We start from the raw sequence: 15,089 nt of genomic DNA, 5'->3' as shown, positions 1-15,089 counted from the left end.
GCCAGCCGGAAAGACGGAGTAAGATTTACGCCACAACACACACCTACACATGGCAGGAGCAGTGCAAGATGGCGAAAGTTGGCATGGTTGGAATCGGTCTCATGGGCCACGGCATTGCAAGTAACCTGGTGAAGCACGGTCACACCCTGACCGTGCTGGAACACCCGGGCAATCAACCCCTGGACGCCCTGAAGGCCGCTGGCGCGACCAGCGTTGCCGATGGCGCCACGCTGGCCGCCCAGTCGGATGTGATCATTCTTTGCGTGACGGGCAGCCCGCAGGTCGAAGCCGTGCTGCTGTCGGCAAACGGCGTGCTGGAAGGCCTGCGTCCCGGCACCGTGATCATCGATTGCTCGACCGCCATCCCGTCCTCCACCGTGAAGGTGGCGCAGGCCGTCACCGACTCGGGCGGCCGCTTCCTGGACGCGCCGATGACACGCACGCCAAAAGAAGCCGCCGAAGGCCGGCTGAATCTGCTGGTGGGCGGCGATGCAGCCCTGTTTGAGGAATGCAAGCCGATCCTGGCCTGCTTTGCCGAGAACATCACGCACGCCGGTCCCGTGGGCGCCGGACACCGCATGAAATTGCTGCACAACTACGTGTCGCTGGGTGTCGTGGCGTTGCTGTCGGAAGCGGCGGCGTGCGCGCTGCGTTCGGATATCGACCCGGCCGTGTTTGCCGACGTGCTGGCCAAGGGCGGCGGCGGCGGCGTGGCGCTGGAACGCATCAAGCCATATCTGCTGGAACAGGATCCGTCGTCGCTACGCTTTTTCATGTCGAACGCGCAGAAGGACCTGTCCTACTACAACACCATGGCGGCCGAAGCCGGCGCCGTGCGCGAAATCGGTGCTGCCGTCCAGCACACCTTCGACCAGGCCGTCACGCAGGGCGGCGGCGAGCGCTACGTGCCCGAACTGATCTCGCTGCTGAAAGACCGCTAGATCAGCGGCCCACGGCTGCCGGCGCGCGCATCAAGCCGCGCCCCGGCAGCCGCAGCGAAATCGCCGCAGCCAGCAACAGCAACACGCCTGCCGATCCAAAGGCGACCCAATGCGTGCCGAAGACATCGTAGGCCCATCCGCCCAACCACGAACTGATCATGCCGCCCACCTGGTGGCCCAGATAGGTCAGGCCGTATAGCACGCCAACCAGCCGAATGCCGTAGACGTCGGCCAGAATCGCGGACGACAAGGCAATGCTGCCCGCCCACACAATGCCGCCGATGGTGGCAGCGGCGTACAGCTCCCAATGGGCGCCCACCATGACCAGCGCAAAAAATCCCAGCCCACGCACCAGATAGATCGCTGCCAGGATGTTGCGGCGCTCAACCTGATCGGACATGCGGCCCAGCACCAGCGTGCTGAAAATCGCGACCAGCCCGATCAGGCCAATGCCCAAGGAACTGGTGGTGGCATCGAAGCCGTGATCCATCAGCATCGGCATGCCGTGGGTACCCAGCAAGTTCATGCTGTAGCCACAGGCGAACAGCCCCAACGCCACTTGCCAGAACGGCAGCGTGCGCAAGGCGTTGCGCACATTGGGCGCCGGGCCACGCGCGGCGGGTTTGGCGGACGCCTTGCTGTCGACGATCTGGTGGGGCAATAGGTCAGTGTGTTCCGGTGCCACGTCGCGCATCACGAACAGCGCCACCGGCACGGTCAACAGGGCGAACAGCACGGCAAAGGCCAGCAGTGTCTCCTGCCAACCCACGGCCGCGATCGCGAACGTCAGGGTGGGCGTCATCAACGCAATCCCCGCCATCGATCCGGTGGACAGGAAGAACAGCGCCATGCCGCGCTGGCGAGTGAACCAGCGGCTGATCACGGGCGTCAGCGCGACCGGACTGGTGAAGGCCAGCCCGACAGAAAGCGCCACGCCAAAGGACAGCAGGAATTCGATGGGCCCCCGCGCGAACACGGTCCACAAGGACGAGGCCACGACAATGGCCGTGCCCGTCAACAAGACGAACCGGGTGCCGCGCGTACTGACCAGATAGCCGGCCAAGGGCATGGCCAGCCCGTAGCACAGCATGCCGATCGCCACGATGCCCGACAGCAGGCTGCGCGAAAATCCCAGCCCGTCCGCCATTGGCAGGAAGAACGGCCCGATGCCCATGCGCAGGCCGACCGTCAACAGGGTGAGTACCGCAGCGGCGCCGACGATGTTCCAGCCGAAATACCAGCCGCCCGACTCTTGCTTGTCCAAGTGCTTCTCCTCGATGTCTTTTTATGGCCGCTTGCGCCAGGGCTTACAGACACCGCAGGGGAGGCGCGGAAGGTGCTCCGCTATCGACACGGGTGGGAAGGACGAGGCGTGAATCGGCTTGTTGTGACCGGCCGCCAAGGCGGCCGGACGCGACATATTACTCCTGGCTATAAGGCTCCACCCACGCCGCTCGCGAAATTCCTGTTCGATCATCGGTCGTCCTGGTCGATTCGCAAATTTCGGCCGACCAAATATAATTGATATCGATTTGCATTTATCACTCACTCTGATCGGTAGCGTTTTCGCGGTTCCGGTCCCCACGCGCAAGCCATGCCTTCGGCAACCTCCCGCCCCGATTCCGAGCTGCATGCCTGGTATGTCGACCACGGCGGGTGGCTGCTCGCCTGGCTGAAAAAGAAGCTGGGTTGCCCGCACAATGCGGCGGACATGGCCCACGACACCTTTACCCGGATCCTGGCGTCGCGCGATGCCCTGGCCGCGGTGCGCGAGCCCCGAGCTTATCTGTCGGTGACCGCCACGCGGCTCATGATCGACCAGACGCGCCGCCGCCAGGTGGAAGACGCCTATCTGGCCGAACTGAACCTGGCCATGGCGGACCATCCCGGGGCGCCCTCGCCCGAACAGATTCTGATGACGTCGCAGGCGCTGGCCCAGATCAGCGCCATTCTGGAAGGACTGGCGGCGCGTCCGCGCCAAGCCTTCTTGCTGCATTACCTGGATGGCGACACGCATGCCGAGATTGCCGACAAGCTGGGCGTGACCGACCGCATGGTGCGCAAGTACCTGGTGACGGCCCTGGTGCATTGCCACGAAGGTGTGGACGCATGAGCAACGCCGCCACCCAATCCATCACGCACGAAGCCGCCCAATGGCTGATGCGCCTGACCGAAGACCAGGCCAGCCCGGCCGAACGCGACCGCCTGCGCCAAGACTTCATGACGTGGAAGCATGCCGATCCGCGCCATGAGGCGGCAGCCCAGCGCATGGAAGCGGTGCTGACGCAGCTAAGCGCGCTACGCGACGATGCCCAAGGGCAGACCACGCCCTTGCACGCCGGCCTGAAGGCGGGCTGGCTGGGCAGCCGCCGCCGGCGCATCCGGCGCGTGGCCGCCAGTCTGGCGCTGGCAGCGGCACTGGCCACGCCGCTTGCGATATTCCTGCATTTTTATCCGTCGTCCTATCTGCTGGCAGACATGCGCAGCGGCACCGGCCAATGGCAAACCCATATGCTGGCCGACCAAAGCCGCGTCACGCTGGAGCCCGGCACGGCCGTCAACCTGCATTTCGATCCCTTGCGCCGCGAAGTCGAACTGGTGCGCGGCGACATCCTGGTGGAAGTCGCACACGATGCAGCGCGGCCGTTCATCGTGCGCACCGCCCAGGGCACCGTGCGGGCGCTGGGCACGCGCTTTGTGGTCAGCGCGGAGTCCGGCGTCACGGTCCTGAGCATGCTGGATTCCAAGGTGCTGGCCACCGCCCACGGGGAAGCCGGCACGACCCGCGAACGGCAGGTGCAGGCTGGCGAACAGGTGCGCATCACCCCCCAAGGGGTCAGCGCGCCGCAACCGCTGGACGCCGCCGCCGTCGAGGACGCCTGGAAATACCATCGCCTGGTGGTGCAGGACAAGCCGCTGGCCGACGTGCTGGATCTACTGGGCCGCTACCGCGGCGGCCTGCTGCGCGTCGACCGGGAAGCGCTTGCCGGCATGCAAGTCAATGCCGTCCTGCCCCTGGACGATCCCGACCGCGCCCTGCAACTGCTGGCCTCAAGCTTCCCCATCCGGGTGCGCACAATGACCCCGTGGATCGTCATGATCGACCGGGCCGAACCCAAGCGCTGACTTTTCTTGCATGGCAGTTCCGCTTTTTCCATCTGGTGCGTCATAGCAATCAGGACACTCACGCACACGGAACCTTCCATGCCCTTGCCGACCTTGAATCTTCGCTACACCCCGCTGGCCTTCAGCCTGTTGCTGGCCACGCTGAGCACCGCCGCCCTGCCCGCCCACGCGCAGCAACAGACCGACGCGGCGATCCAGTACGACATCCCCGCCGGCCCGCTCGCTCTCGCCCTGAATCGCTACGCCCAGCAGGCGGGCGTGGCGATTTCCGTGGACGCCAATCGCATCCAGGGCTTGACCACCCCTGGGCTGCAAGGCCGCTACCGGCTGGATGAAGGTTTCCGCATGCTGCTGGCGGGCAGCGGCTATGCGGCCACGCGCAGCGCGGGCGGCTACGTGCTGGTGCCGGCCCCGCAACCGGGCACCACCACCCTGCCCGCCGTGCGTGTCAGCGGCCAAGGTTTTGCTGGCGCCCTGGAGCCCACGTCGGGCCTGTTGGCGTCCACCAGCACCAGCGCCACCAAGACCGATACGCCGTTGCGTGAAATACCGCAATCGGTCTCGGTCGTGACCCGCGAACAGATCGACGAGCAAAAGCCGCGCAGCGTGACGGAGGCGTTGCGCTACACGCCGGGCGCATTCACGGGGCTGGTGGGCGCTGCCGACCGCTATGACTATGTGGCGCTGCGTGGGTTCATCGAAAACAGCACCGACAACACCATTTATGACGGTCTGAAGCTGTTGAGCGATTCCGGCACGTTCAGCTCGATCCAGATCGACCCGTACTTCGTCGAGCGCATCGACGTGTTTCGCGGGCCCTCGTCCGTGCTGTTTGGCCGCAGCGCGCCGGGCGGCCTGGTGCAACTGACCAGCAAGCGCCCCCTGTTCGATCCCTACCGTTCGGTGGAGGTGTCCTACGGTACCCAGGGCCAGAAGAGCGCGGGCTTCGACTTCGCCGGCCCCGTCGACGACAACGGCAAGGTCGCCTACCGCCTGACCGGCCTGGGCCGCTCTACCGACACCCAGTTCAACAACACCCGCGAAGAGCGCTACGCCATTGCGCCGCAGGTGATGTTCAACGTCACGCCGGACACCAGCCTGTTGTTGCAGGCCTATCTGCAACGCGACCCCAGCGGCGGCTTCCACAGCGGCGTGCCGGCGGACGCCAGCATCACCGACGACCATGCCGGGCAGCGCATCTCGCGCCATTTCGTGGATTCCGATCCCGACAACAATGAATTCAAGCGCAACGAACGCATTTTCAGCTATCAGTTGGACCACCGCTTCAATGACCGCTGGACGTTCCGCCAGAACGCGCGCTACGTCTCCTCCGACGTCAGGCTGAAGCAGGCCTACGGCTACGGCTGGGCCAACGACACCGAACTGACCCGTTACTACTCCGGCGCCGATGAATCCCTGAACGCCTTCGCGATCGATAACCAGATTCAAGGCAAGTTCGAGACAGGTGCTGTCAAGCACACCGTGCTGCTGGGGCTGGACTACCAGAACCGCCACGCTGACGGCCGCTGGGATTCCGGCACCGCGTCCAACCTGGATGCATTCCACCCCAACTACGCCGATGGCAACGTGCAGATCACGAGCCGCACCTTTTTCGACCGCCGCCTGGAACAGACAGGCTTCTATCTGCAAGACCAACTGGCCTATGACCGCTGGCGCTTCACCGTCAGCGGCCGTCAGGATGAAGTGCGCATCAAGGAATCCAACCGCACGGGCGACTACTCCACGAAGCAGGACTGGAGAGGATCCAAGTTCACCAAACGCGCAGGCCTGGTCTATTTGTTCGACAACGGCGTGTCGCCCTACCTGAGCTACAGCGAATCGTTCAACCCCAACGCCTACACGGACCAGCAGGGCAATCTGCTGCCGCCCACGCAAAGCAAGCAATACGAAGCGGGCGTGAAGTTCCAGCAGCCTGGCACCGAGAATATGGTGTCGATGGCGGCCTTCGACCTGACGCAGGACAACGTGGCCAACCGCGTGCTGGCACAGACCTACTACGCACCGGCCGGCAAGGTCCGGTCGCGCGGAATCGAACTGGAAGGCAAGGCTCGCCTGACCGACAACCTCACGCTGCTGGCCGCCTACACCTTCACCGCGATGACGTACCGCGAATCCACCGAAGGCCTGACGGGCAATACGCCTTACCAGGCGCCGCGCCACATGGCTTCGCTTTGGGGCGATTACCAGTTTGACTCTGGCCTCGGCGTGGGCGCGGGCGTGCGCTATGTGGGCACCAGTTGGGCCGACAGCGCCAACACGCTGAAGGTGCCGGCCTACACGCTCGTCGACCTGTCCGTGCGCTATGACCTGGGACGCTTGTCCTCGTCATTGAAGGGGATGAGCGTGCGCGTGGCCGCCAACAACCTGCTGGACAAGACCTACGTGGCATCTTGCGCCAGCCTGAACTACTGCTACTACGGCGAAGAGCGCAATGTGGTCGCTACGTTGAAGTACGAGTTCTGATGCAACGGCGCGCGAATCGGCAACCGTTTCGCGCGCCTCTACCGCAGCACATTGCGCACAAAGCGCAGGCGGGTATCGCCCTCGTTGAAGTAGGCATAAGGCTGCGCGCTGCTGTAGATCGCGAAATCATCGGTGGCGACCGTTTGCGAAACGCCAGACAGGTCCAGCCGTAGCGCACCCTCGGTCACGTAGACCATCTCGTGCCATCCCTCGGGGTCGGGTTCGGCCGCGTACTGCTCACCCGGCGCCAGCGTCCAGATCCATAATTGCGCCTCGCAACTGGCGGGCGCCGCGCCCAGCAGCATGGCCTGGCTGCCCGGCAGCTTGCCGCGCCAGGCCATGGCCTCGATGCGGCGCCGTTCGCGATCCGGGTCGCTGACCAGATCCACAAACCCCACGTTCAAAGCGTCGGCCAGCTTGTCCAGGCTGGCCAGGCTGATGTTGGCCGCCCCGCCCTCCAGCCCGGCGATCATGCGCCGGCTGATACCCGACGCCTCGGCCAGATTCGCCTGCGTCAGGCCGGCCAGTTTGCGGATCCGGCGCAGATTGGCCCCGACGTGCGTGAGGACATCGCTGCCAGACCCCTTGATGTGCAGTATATTGCTCATAATTTCAGTGCTGTTGACGTCAACCGTGACTCCCAAAACCTCGATGTTCGCCCTATCCCGCCAGGAAATCGCCCTGGTGCTGGTCACCATGCTATGGGGAAGCACGTTCCTCATTATTCATATCGCCATGCAGCATAGCGGACCCCTGTTCTTCGTGGGACTGCGATTTACGATTGCCGGCTTGATGGCGCTGCTGCTATTCAGAAAGCACATGGCGGGCTTGACCCGATTTGAGCTCGGCGCAGGCATTGCCATCGGTTGCGCACTGTTCCTGGGCTATTTCCTGCAAACCCAGGGCTTGCGCACCATCACCAGCAGCCAATCGGCCTTCATCACGGCGCTGTACGTGCCCATCGTGCCGCTGCTGCAATGGGTCGTGCTGAAGCGTCCGCCGGGGCTGATGAGCTGGGTCGGCGTCGCGCTGGCCTTCACCGGATTGATCCTGCTGGCGGGGCCGGACGCCGGCGCGCTGAACTTCAGCCCCGGCGAAGTCGCCACGCTGGCCGGTGCCGTCGCCATCGCCGCCGAAATCATCCTGATCGGCCTGTTCGCCAAGCGCGTGGACAGCCGCCGCGTCACCTTCGTGCAGTTGCTGACGGCCGGGCTGGTGTCATTTGCGCTGATGCCCGTGATGGGGGAAGGGATTCCGGCGTTTTCCTGGCTGTGGGCGGGGGCCGCCATCGGCCTGGGTCTAGCCAGCGCCATCATTCAACTGACCATGAATCGGGCGCAAAAATCGGTGTCCCCCACCCGCGCCACCGTCATTTACGCAGGCGAACCGGTATGGGGCGGCATCGTCGGCCGCCTGGCTGGCGACCGGTTGCCGGCGTTGGCGCTGGCCGGAGCCGCCTTGATCGTGGCGGGCGTGTTGGCCAGTGAAGTCAAATTCCGCCGCAAGCAACCCGTTGCGGTGAGGGTCAACGAGGGCTGAGGCGCCTCGGGCCTGACGGCCTATCAGGCCGCCTGTTCCAGAAACGCCTGCAAGGCCGGCACCGTGTTCAACACATGCTGACGCATCGCGGCCTCGCAGCGTGCGGGATCGCGGGTATTCAAGGCGTCGATCAATTCCTGATGCGATTCGCGCACACGCAGCACGCGCCCAGTCTGTGCCGCCCATAACCGCATATACGGTTCGACCACCGAGTGCAGTTCCGAAATCTGGCGGAGCAGCCGCGGCTGTTGGCAGAAGCTGCACAAGTATTCGTGGAATTCGCGGTGGGCGGTGGTCCAGTCCAGATAGTCGCCGGACCCCTGCTCCAGCTGATCCAGCATACTGGCCAGGCGGCGGACGTGCTCGGCGTTCATGTTCAGTACGGCATTGCGCATGGCCAGGCCTTCCAGCACCGAGCGCATCTCAAACACCTCCAGCATTTCTTGCTGGTTCAGTCCGCGCACCACCGCGCCACGGTTGGCACGAATTTCCACCAGCCCCTCGGATGCCAGCCGGCGCAACGCGCCGCGCACCGGCATGCGGCTGGTGCCGATCTCGTTGGCGACCACATCGGGCACCAGCCGCTGGCCCGGCGCGTAGCGGCCCAACCGGATCTCGCGCTGCAAGTGCAGGTACGCCTCGTCTTCGGCACTGATCGCTGTCTTCTGAAATTGCAGCATCGTCGTCCCTGGGCTTGGAAAGCCGCAATGATAGATAAATGCAAAAATAACACAAACTGGATCCAGTGATCCATGGATGCAAATACCTATGGTCTTGCCCGCCGGCCTTCCCGTCTAATCCTCTCCGGCGGGCGCTTTTCCGTACGCCCGACGCGCCGGAACGGGCAGCAGACCCGCCTGGCGGCACTTGTTTTCCATAACGCGATCAAGGGGAATCCATGAAATTTCGTCTCATCCGGACGCTGGCCGGCGCTGCTGCCTTCGCCTTCGCGGCCCAAGCCGGCGCACAAAGCGCCGCCGCGGCCACGGACTGGCCGCAGCATCCCGTGCGCATCGTCGTGCCCTTCCAAGCCGGCTCCGCCACCGATCTGATCTCGCGCCAACTGGGCGCCGCGCTGGCCACCGAACTGGGCCAGCCCTTCGTCGTCGAAGCCCGCCCCGGCGCCGCCGCCGCGATCGGCAGCGCCTCGGTGGCCCGCTCCGCCCCGGACGGCTACACGCTGCTGATGGGTGGCCCCGCCGCCGTCGTCACCAACCGCTTCCTGCAAAAGCGCCTGGCCTATGACCCCGACGCCTTCGCGCTGGTGTCCATGGTGGCCTACACACCGAACATCCTGTTGGCCAATCCGCAGCAGCCGTTCAAGACGCTGCCCGAAATGGTCGCCTATGCCCGCGCCAACCCAGGCAAGCTGACGTATGCCTCGTTTGGCACCGGCACCACCTCGCACATGGCCGGCGAAATGTTGAAGTCCATCGCGGGCATCGATATCCTGCACGTGCCGTACAAGGGCGCGGGCGAAGCCATTCCCGCGCTGCTCTCCGGCCAGGTGTCGATGTACTTCGACACCATCATGACCGGCCTGCCCCAGGTCAAGAGCGGCTCGCTGCTGGCACTTGGCATGTCGAATTCGCAACGCTCGGCGCTGGCCCCGAACATCCCCACCATCGCGGAACAAGGCTACGCCGGCTACGACATCGCCCCGTGGTACGGTCTGGTCGCGCCCGAAGGCACGCCGGCCCCCATCCTCGAAAAGCTGAACCGCGCCGTCAACAAGGTGCTTGCCGATCCCGCATTGCGCGGTAAGCTCGCCGAAGCCGGCGCCGAACCGCGCGGCGGCAGCCGCGAGGAATTCGCCGCCTTCATCAAGGCCGAAATCCCGCGCACCAAGCAATTGATCGATCAAGCCGGCATCACCCCGCAGTAAACATTCCTACGAGCACCAGCATCCATGTCCTCCCCCTTCGATTGGTCTTTTCCGTACGCTTCCCGAAAAATGCCGGTCCTGGCCGCCAATGCGGTCGCGACCAGCCAGCCGCTGGCTGCGCAGGCGGGACTACGCATGCTGCTGGTCGGTGGCAATGCCGTTGACAGCGCCATTGCCACCGCGATTGCCCTGACCGTGGTTGAACCCGTCATGAACGGGATCGGCGGCGACATGTTCGCGCTGGTCTGGCACGACGGCCGCCTGCATGGCTTGAACTCCAGCGGTTGCGCGCCCGCCGCATGGACACCCGACTACTTCAATGGCCGCGACGCCATGCCCGGCACCGGCTGGGGCACCGTCACCGTGCCCGGCCAGGTGGCGGGCTGGAAGGCGTTGTCCGAACGCTTCGGCAAGCTGCCGTTCGCCAAATTGTTTGAACCCGCCATCGCCTATGCCGAAGACGGTTTCGCGGTATCACCCACCATCGCGCGCCAGTGGGCGACCCAAGCACCCAAGCTGGCGCACGAACCTGGTTTCGCCGACGCCTTCCTGCCGCAGGGCCGTGCCCCGCAGGCTGGCGAATGGTGGCGCTTTCCCGAGCAAGCCAAGACGCTGCGCGAGATTGCTGAAAGCGGCGGTGACAGCTTCTATCGCGGCGAACTCGCCCGCAAGATCACGGACTTTGCCAGCCAAACCGGCGGCGCCCTGAGCGCCGCCGACCTGGCCGAACACCGCCCCGAATGGGTCACTCCCATCTCGCAATCGTTCCGCGACGTCGAGCTGCATGAAATCCCGCCCAACGGCCAAGGCATTTCCGCGCTGATGGCGCTCGGCATGCTTGAACAGTTCGACCTGGAAGGCATGGGTCGCGACAGCGCCGACTACTATCACGTCAGCATTGAAGCGATGAAGCTGGCGTTTGCGGACCTGCATCATCACGTGGCCGACCCGCGCCACATGCGCACCGACGCCCGCGCCCTGCTTGACCGCGCCTATCTGGCCGAACGCGCGCGCCTGATTTCCATGGACCGCGCCAGCGTGCCCACGGCAGGCACCCCCGCCACCGGCGGCACGGTGTACCTGACCGCGGCGGATGCGAATGGCACGATGGTGTCCTTCATCCAGTCCAACTATCACGGCTTCGGTTCGGGCGTGGTCGTGCCCGGCACCGGCATCAGCCTGCACAACCGGGGACTGAATTTCGTCTTGACGCCAGGGCACGCCAACCAGGTCGCTCCGCGCAAGAAACCCATGCATACGATCATCCCCGCATTCGTGACGCGCGGCGGGCAACCGCTGATGTCGTTCGGCGTGATGGGCGGATCGATGCAAGCGCAAGGTCATCTACAGATGGTCACGCGCCTGGCCGCATTCGGCCAGAATCCGCAGGCAATGAGCGATGCGCCGCGCTTTCGCGTGGAGAAGGGTCCGGTCGTCAATGTGGAGTCACACCTGCCGTCGGATGTGGTGGAGGCGCTGCGCGCCCGTGGCCACAACGTGGCCGTTGCGCCCGTCGACAGCCTGGAATTCGGCTCAGCCCAACTCATCTGCCGCTTGCCGCAAGGCGGCTATGTCGCCGCCTCCGACTCGCGGCGCGACGGCCAGGCCGTCGGCTTCTGACCAGGCAGGCGTTCAGGCCCCGCTCCAGGCAGCCTGCTACGCCCGCGCAAGCATCTGGCATTCGCCGTCCTTCAGTTGGGTTTGCACTGCGTCGACGCCGTACCTGATCAGGTCGGCGTCGCGTTCCAGGCCCAGCTTTCTCATGGCGCTTCTTTTCTGCGAACTCACGGTCTGCACGCTGCGATGCGACCGCTCCGAAATCTCGGTCACGGTGGCGCCTGCACAGAACAGCCGCACGATTTCGGCTTCACGCTTGGTCAATCGCGCCCGCGTCAAGGAAAACGCCTGATTCGCAGCCATGTGCTGGATCGTCGGCGAATGGTACGTTCTGCCCTGGAACATTGCGTGGACCGCATTGATGATGTGGGCGGTGGAATCCGACTTGCTCAGCACGCAAAGGTTTTCGTAGCCCAGCAGCGCGCGGATCAGCGTGGGATTGGAGACCATGGTCAGCACGGCAATGTGCAGTGCGGGATAGCGCCGCCGCAACAATGAAATCAGCCCCAGTCCATCGCCATATTTTCCGCCCGGCATCGTGTAGTCGGACACCACGACATCGCATTCCTGCGACTCAAGCCGGGCAATCAAATCGGTGGAATTCTCAACACAGCCGATGACGTCGATGGCTGGGTCCAACCCCAGCTCATAACTGACCCCCAACGCCACGGCGGGATGATCGTCGGCAACGATGACGCGAATATATCGTGAAGGCATTGTTGCATTTCCCCCCTTCCATGACAGGACTCCTTTGGCGATCTTCATTCACGCTTGAAGCATTGCGTACGAATCAATCGCAGTGTTTCAATTGACGAGCACCTAGCATGGACGTTTTGCCAGTGTTGAACGACTTTCGGCAGATCAATATATTGCTGCCACCGTCCCAATAAAAAAATAGGAGGAATACGAAAGTACCTATGCGGCACAATGGCAGCACATGAGTCATCCTGCCTTCCCCTCCGCTACGCCGTCCCTCTCTCGATCCGAGCGCCACGAACAACGGTTTCGCATGCTCGGCAACTTGACGTCCGCCGACCCCGCGCGTATCCGTGCGCTGGTCAATGCCTTCATCGACGCCAATGATCAGGATCTACAGCAGTTGCGCGCGCTCTATGCGAATCGGGACCGGGCGGCATTGCATCTGCTTGCCCACCGCATCAAAGGCGCTGCCCAAATGACCGGCGACCATCAACTGAGCGCGCGATGCACCGAACTAGGGCGGATCTGCGACGATCCGAACGAAGGCGAACAAGCACTCGACGCCTGCATCCAGCGCATCGAAATGGCCATCAACGAATTTGGCGAGTCCTGCCTCCAGATTTCGCGTGAAGTGCAACTGGACTGATAGATGAAGTGCAACTGGACTGATAGTTCTTATCCCTGACGCCGCCTCGGCGCCAGGACAACGCCGCTACACTGGCTGTGCGCAGCCCGCCCCGCGCCCCGCATTTCTTCGACCGGAATCCATCGCAAGGATCCGGCCATGCAACGCAGTACCGGAGGCAATGTGAATACGGACATGATCAATCTCTCGATAGACCAGGTCTACGATTTATCGGTTGAAGTACTTGGCCGGAATGGCTTTTCGGCGCCGCATGCCGCGGTGATCGCGCAGACGATCACCGCCGGCCAGCGCGACGATTGCCAGTCGCACGGACTCTATCGCCTGATGGGATGCGTGCGCACGCTGAAATCAGGTCTGGTGGATCCCTCTGCCCAGCCCATCATCACGCATCCCGCAGCCGGCGTCGTGCAAGTGGATGCGCAACGCGCCTATTCGCTGCTGGCGTTCCAGGAAGGCCTGCCACACCTGGCGGAGAAAGCAAAACGCAACGGCGTGGCCGTGCTGGCGATCAATAACTGCTTCCACTTTTCGGCCTTGTGGCCGGAAGTCGAAGCCATCGCGCAGCACGGACTGGCCGGCATCGCCATGACGCCCAGCCACAGCTGGGTGGCACCGGCCGGCGGGACGCGCCCCGTGTTCGGCACCAACCCGCTGGCATTCGCCTGGCCGCGTCCCGGCGGCAATCCGTATGTGTTCGACTTTGCCACCAGCATGGTGGCACGCGGCGAAATCGAATTGCACCGCCGCTCCGGCAAGCCCATTCCCGAAGGCTGGGCGATCGACAAGAACGGGCAACCGACCACCGACGCCGCCGCCGGGCTTGACGGCGCGATGCTGACCTTCGGCTCTTACAAGGGGTCGGCGCTGTCCACCATGATCGAACTGCTGGCAGGCCCGTTGATCGGCGACTGGACCAGCCTGCAATCGCAAGCCTTCGATGGCTCCACCGGGGGCACGCCCCTGCACGGCGAACTGCTGATCGCACTGGACCCGGACATTCTTGGCCGTGGGCAGCGCGCCATCAATACCGCTGGCGCCGAAGCCATGCTGGACGCCATCAGCGGCCAGGGCGCCCGCCTGCCCTCTGAACGACGGTTCATCGCGCGCGCCAAGAGCGAACGGGAAGGCGTTTGGGTCAACCGGGCTCTGTACGACGAAATCAAGAGCCTGGGCGCAACGCCTTCACCCCAGGCTTAGACCAGGTTTCTTGCGCGCGGATCGTGCTTGCCCAGGCGAGTCAGCAGATGGTCGACTTCGACCTTCGCCTGGGGCGTCAGCGCGCCACCTGGACGGCGTTGCGCCGCGCTGGACAGGATGCCCCGGCGCATCATCACATACTTGCGCACCGCCAGGCCCACGCCTGGCTGCTGCTCGTAGCGCAACAGCGGCAGGTGCGCGTCAAACAGATCATGCGCGGCTTCCGTCTTGCCCTCGCCGACCCACTTTACGAAGTCGCACAGCATGTCCGGAAAGCAGTAGCCGGTGTTGGCGCCATCGGCCCCGCGCGCCATCTCGTAATCCAGGAACAGGCCGTTGTTGCCGCACAGGATCGAGATGTGGCGCATCGCGCCTTCGGCCTCGAAGCGGCGCAACGCCGAGATCTTTTCCAGGCCGGGCCAGTCTTCGTGCTTCAACATCACGCACGACGCCAGATCGGTCACGATGCGCCGGATGACCGACGGGGCCATCTGCACGGAAAACGTCAGCGGATAGTCTTGCAGCACGAACGGCACATCGTCGCCGATGGCTTCGACGGCTTGATGGTAGTAGGTGACGATCTGGTCGTCGGTACGCAAGGTGTTGGGCGGCGCGATCATCACGCCGGCCGCGCCGCGGTCCATCACCGCGCGCGTCAGCGAGCGCATGGACGCGAAGCCCGGCGCCGACACGCCCACCACGATGGGCATGCCGCCGGCTTTGCCGATCACTTGCGAGGCAATCTCCAGCGATTCCGCGAAATCCAGTTTCGGCGCCTCACCCAACTGGCCCAGCACCGTCAAGCCGGTCGCGCCGCAAGACTGGTAGAAATCCATCATCCGGTCGATCGACGCATGGTCCACCGCGCCATCATCGAAGAACGGGGTGGGCGCGATCGGAAACACGCCTTTGGCATCAGCTGTCAATGTCATCGTCAAAGTCCTTGAGTGTCTTG

Annotated in this window: 14 protein-coding genes; 9 read left to right on the top strand and 5 right to left on the bottom strand. The window is 64.2% G+C overall.

What is annotated here, in order from left to right:
- Nucleotides 1-68: 68 nt before the first annotated feature.
- A complete protein-coding gene (locus HV753_RS07665) occupies nt 69-941 on the top strand; it encodes an NAD(P)-dependent oxidoreductase (RefSeq protein WP_175173863.1) in 873 nt (290 codons plus the stop codon).
- A 1-nt stretch (nt 942) separates the two neighbouring features.
- Here HV753_RS07665 and HV753_RS07660 read toward each other — a convergent pair whose 3' ends face one another.
- Nucleotides 943-2,205, bottom strand: a complete 1,263-nt coding sequence (locus HV753_RS07660; protein WP_175173862.1) for an MFS transporter — start codon at nt 2,203-2,205, stop codon at nt 943-945.
- A gap of 330 nt (nt 2,206-2,535) precedes the next feature.
- Between HV753_RS07660 and HV753_RS07655 the strand changes: the two genes are divergently transcribed.
- From HV753_RS07655 to HV753_RS07645, 3 genes are all read left to right on the top strand, one after another.
- Complete coding sequence (locus HV753_RS07655; RefSeq protein ID WP_175173861.1) at nt 2,536-3,054, top strand: sigma-70 family RNA polymerase sigma factor; 519 nt, start codon at nt 2,536-2,538, stop codon at nt 3,052-3,054.
- Complete coding sequence (locus tag HV753_RS07650) at nt 3,051-4,067, top strand: FecR family protein (RefSeq protein WP_175173860.1); 1,017 nt, start codon at nt 3,051-3,053, stop codon at nt 4,065-4,067. The genes HV753_RS07655 and HV753_RS07650 overlap by 4 nt, the downstream gene beginning before the upstream one ends.
- 78 nt (nt 4,068-4,145) lie before the next feature.
- Entirely contained in the window at nt 4,146-6,551 is a 2,406-nt protein-coding gene (locus HV753_RS07645; protein WP_175173859.1) for a TonB-dependent siderophore receptor, read from the top strand.
- Nucleotides 6,552-6,589: 38 nt separating this feature from the next.
- Here the strand turns inward: HV753_RS07645 and HV753_RS07640 are convergent, their stop codons facing one another.
- Nucleotides 6,590-7,159 (bottom strand): helix-turn-helix domain-containing protein, encoded by a 570-nt coding sequence (locus HV753_RS07640; RefSeq protein WP_175173858.1) that lies wholly within the window; start codon nt 7,157-7,159, stop codon nt 6,590-6,592.
- A gap of 43 nt (nt 7,160-7,202) precedes the next feature.
- Here HV753_RS07640 and HV753_RS07635 point away from each other — a divergent pair, with 43 nt between their 5' ends.
- Nucleotides 7,203-8,090, top strand: a complete 888-nt coding sequence (locus HV753_RS07635) for a DMT family transporter (RefSeq protein WP_175174624.1) — start codon at nt 7,203-7,205, stop codon at nt 8,088-8,090.
- A gap of 23 nt (nt 8,091-8,113) precedes the next feature.
- Here HV753_RS07635 and HV753_RS07630 read toward each other — a convergent pair whose 3' ends face one another.
- Nucleotides 8,114-8,770, bottom strand: a complete 657-nt coding sequence (locus HV753_RS07630; RefSeq protein WP_175173857.1) for a GntR family transcriptional regulator — start codon at nt 8,768-8,770, stop codon at nt 8,114-8,116.
- Between the two features lie 218 nt (nt 8,771-8,988).
- On the opposite strand from HV753_RS07630, the gene HV753_RS07625 reads away from it, so the two are divergent.
- Both HV753_RS07625 and ggt read left to right on the top strand, forming a co-directional pair.
- Nucleotides 8,989-9,975 carry a Bug family tripartite tricarboxylate transporter substrate binding protein gene (locus HV753_RS07625; protein WP_175173856.1) on the top strand — a complete coding sequence of 329 codons (987 nt, stop codon included), beginning with the start codon at nt 8,989-8,991 and terminating at the stop codon, nt 9,973-9,975.
- 24 nt (nt 9,976-9,999) lie between these two features.
- Nucleotides 10,000-11,595, top strand: coding sequence for a gamma-glutamyltransferase (gene ggt / locus HV753_RS07620; protein WP_217481450.1), 1,596 nt, complete (start codon nt 10,000-10,002; stop codon nt 11,593-11,595).
- A 36-nt stretch (nt 11,596-11,631) separates the two neighbouring features.
- Here the strand turns inward: ggt and HV753_RS07615 are convergent, their stop codons facing one another.
- A complete protein-coding gene (locus tag HV753_RS07615; RefSeq protein WP_175173855.1) occupies nt 11,632-12,309 on the bottom strand; it encodes a response regulator in 678 nt (225 codons plus the stop codon).
- Nucleotides 12,310-12,601: 292 nt separating this feature from the next.
- Between HV753_RS07615 and HV753_RS07610 the strand changes: the two genes are divergently transcribed.
- Nucleotides 12,602-12,937: an Hpt domain-containing protein gene (locus HV753_RS07610; protein WP_175173854.1), complete on the top strand. Its 336-nt coding sequence runs from the start codon at nt 12,602-12,604 to the stop codon at nt 12,935-12,937.
- 138 nt (nt 12,938-13,075) lie between these two features.
- Nucleotides 13,076-14,134, top strand: a complete 1,059-nt coding sequence (locus HV753_RS07605; RefSeq protein ID WP_175173853.1) for an Ldh family oxidoreductase — start codon at nt 13,076-13,078, stop codon at nt 14,132-14,134.
- Here the strand turns inward: HV753_RS07605 and HV753_RS07600 are convergent.
- Nucleotides 14,131-15,066: a dihydrodipicolinate synthase family protein gene (locus tag HV753_RS07600; protein WP_175173852.1), complete on the bottom strand. Its 936-nt coding sequence runs from the start codon at nt 15,064-15,066 to the stop codon at nt 14,131-14,133. The genes HV753_RS07605 and HV753_RS07600 overlap by 4 nt on opposite strands.
- Between the last annotated feature and the right edge of the window lie 23 nt (nt 15,067-15,089).

Origin of the sequence: Achromobacter pestifer (genome assembly GCF_902859625.1) — a bacterium.
Classification (GTDB): domain Bacteria; phylum Pseudomonadota; class Gammaproteobacteria; order Burkholderiales; family Burkholderiaceae_B; genus Achromobacter; species Achromobacter pestifer.
This window is presented reverse-complemented; position numbering and strand designations above follow the sequence as displayed.

Bases quoted from the DNA above. Each gene is read 5' to 3' on its own strand.
- HV753_RS07665 (WP_175173863.1), top strand. From the start codon at position 69: ATGGCGAAAGTTGGCATGGTTGGAATCGGTCTCATGGGCCACGGCATT.
- HV753_RS07655 (WP_175173861.1), top strand. From the start codon at position 2,536: ATGCCTTCGGCAACCTCCCGCCCCGATTCCGAGCTGCATGCCTGGTAT.
- HV753_RS07650 (WP_175173860.1), top strand. From the start codon at position 3,051: ATGAGCAACGCCGCCACCCAATCCATCACGCACGAAGCCGCCCAATGG.
- HV753_RS07645 (WP_175173859.1), top strand. From the start codon at position 4,146: ATGCCCTTGCCGACCTTGAATCTTCGCTACACCCCGCTGGCCTTCAGC.
- HV753_RS07640 (WP_175173858.1), bottom strand. From the start codon at position 7,159: ATGAGCAATATACTGCACATCAAGGGGTCTGGCAGCGATGTCCTCACG.
- HV753_RS07635 (WP_175174624.1), top strand. From the start codon at position 7,203: ATGTTCGCCCTATCCCGCCAGGAAATCGCCCTGGTGCTGGTCACCATG.
- HV753_RS07630 (WP_175173857.1), bottom strand. From the start codon at position 8,770: ATGCTGCAATTTCAGAAGACAGCGATCAGTGCCGAAGACGAGGCGTAC.
- HV753_RS07625 (WP_175173856.1), top strand. From the start codon at position 8,989: ATGAAATTTCGTCTCATCCGGACGCTGGCCGGCGCTGCTGCCTTCGCC.
- ggt (WP_217481450.1), top strand. From the start codon at position 10,000: ATGTCCTCCCCCTTCGATTGGTCTTTTCCGTACGCTTCCCGAAAAATG.
- HV753_RS07615 (WP_175173855.1), bottom strand. From the start codon at position 12,309: ATGCCTTCACGATATATTCGCGTCATCGTTGCCGACGATCATCCCGCC.
- HV753_RS07610 (WP_175173854.1), top strand. From the start codon at position 12,602: ATGCTCGGCAACTTGACGTCCGCCGACCCCGCGCGTATCCGTGCGCTG.
- HV753_RS07605 (WP_175173853.1), top strand. From the start codon at position 13,076: ATGCAACGCAGTACCGGAGGCAATGTGAATACGGACATGATCAATCTC.
- HV753_RS07600 (WP_175173852.1), bottom strand. From the start codon at position 15,066: ATGACATTGACAGCTGATGCCAAAGGCGTGTTTCCGATCGCGCCCACC.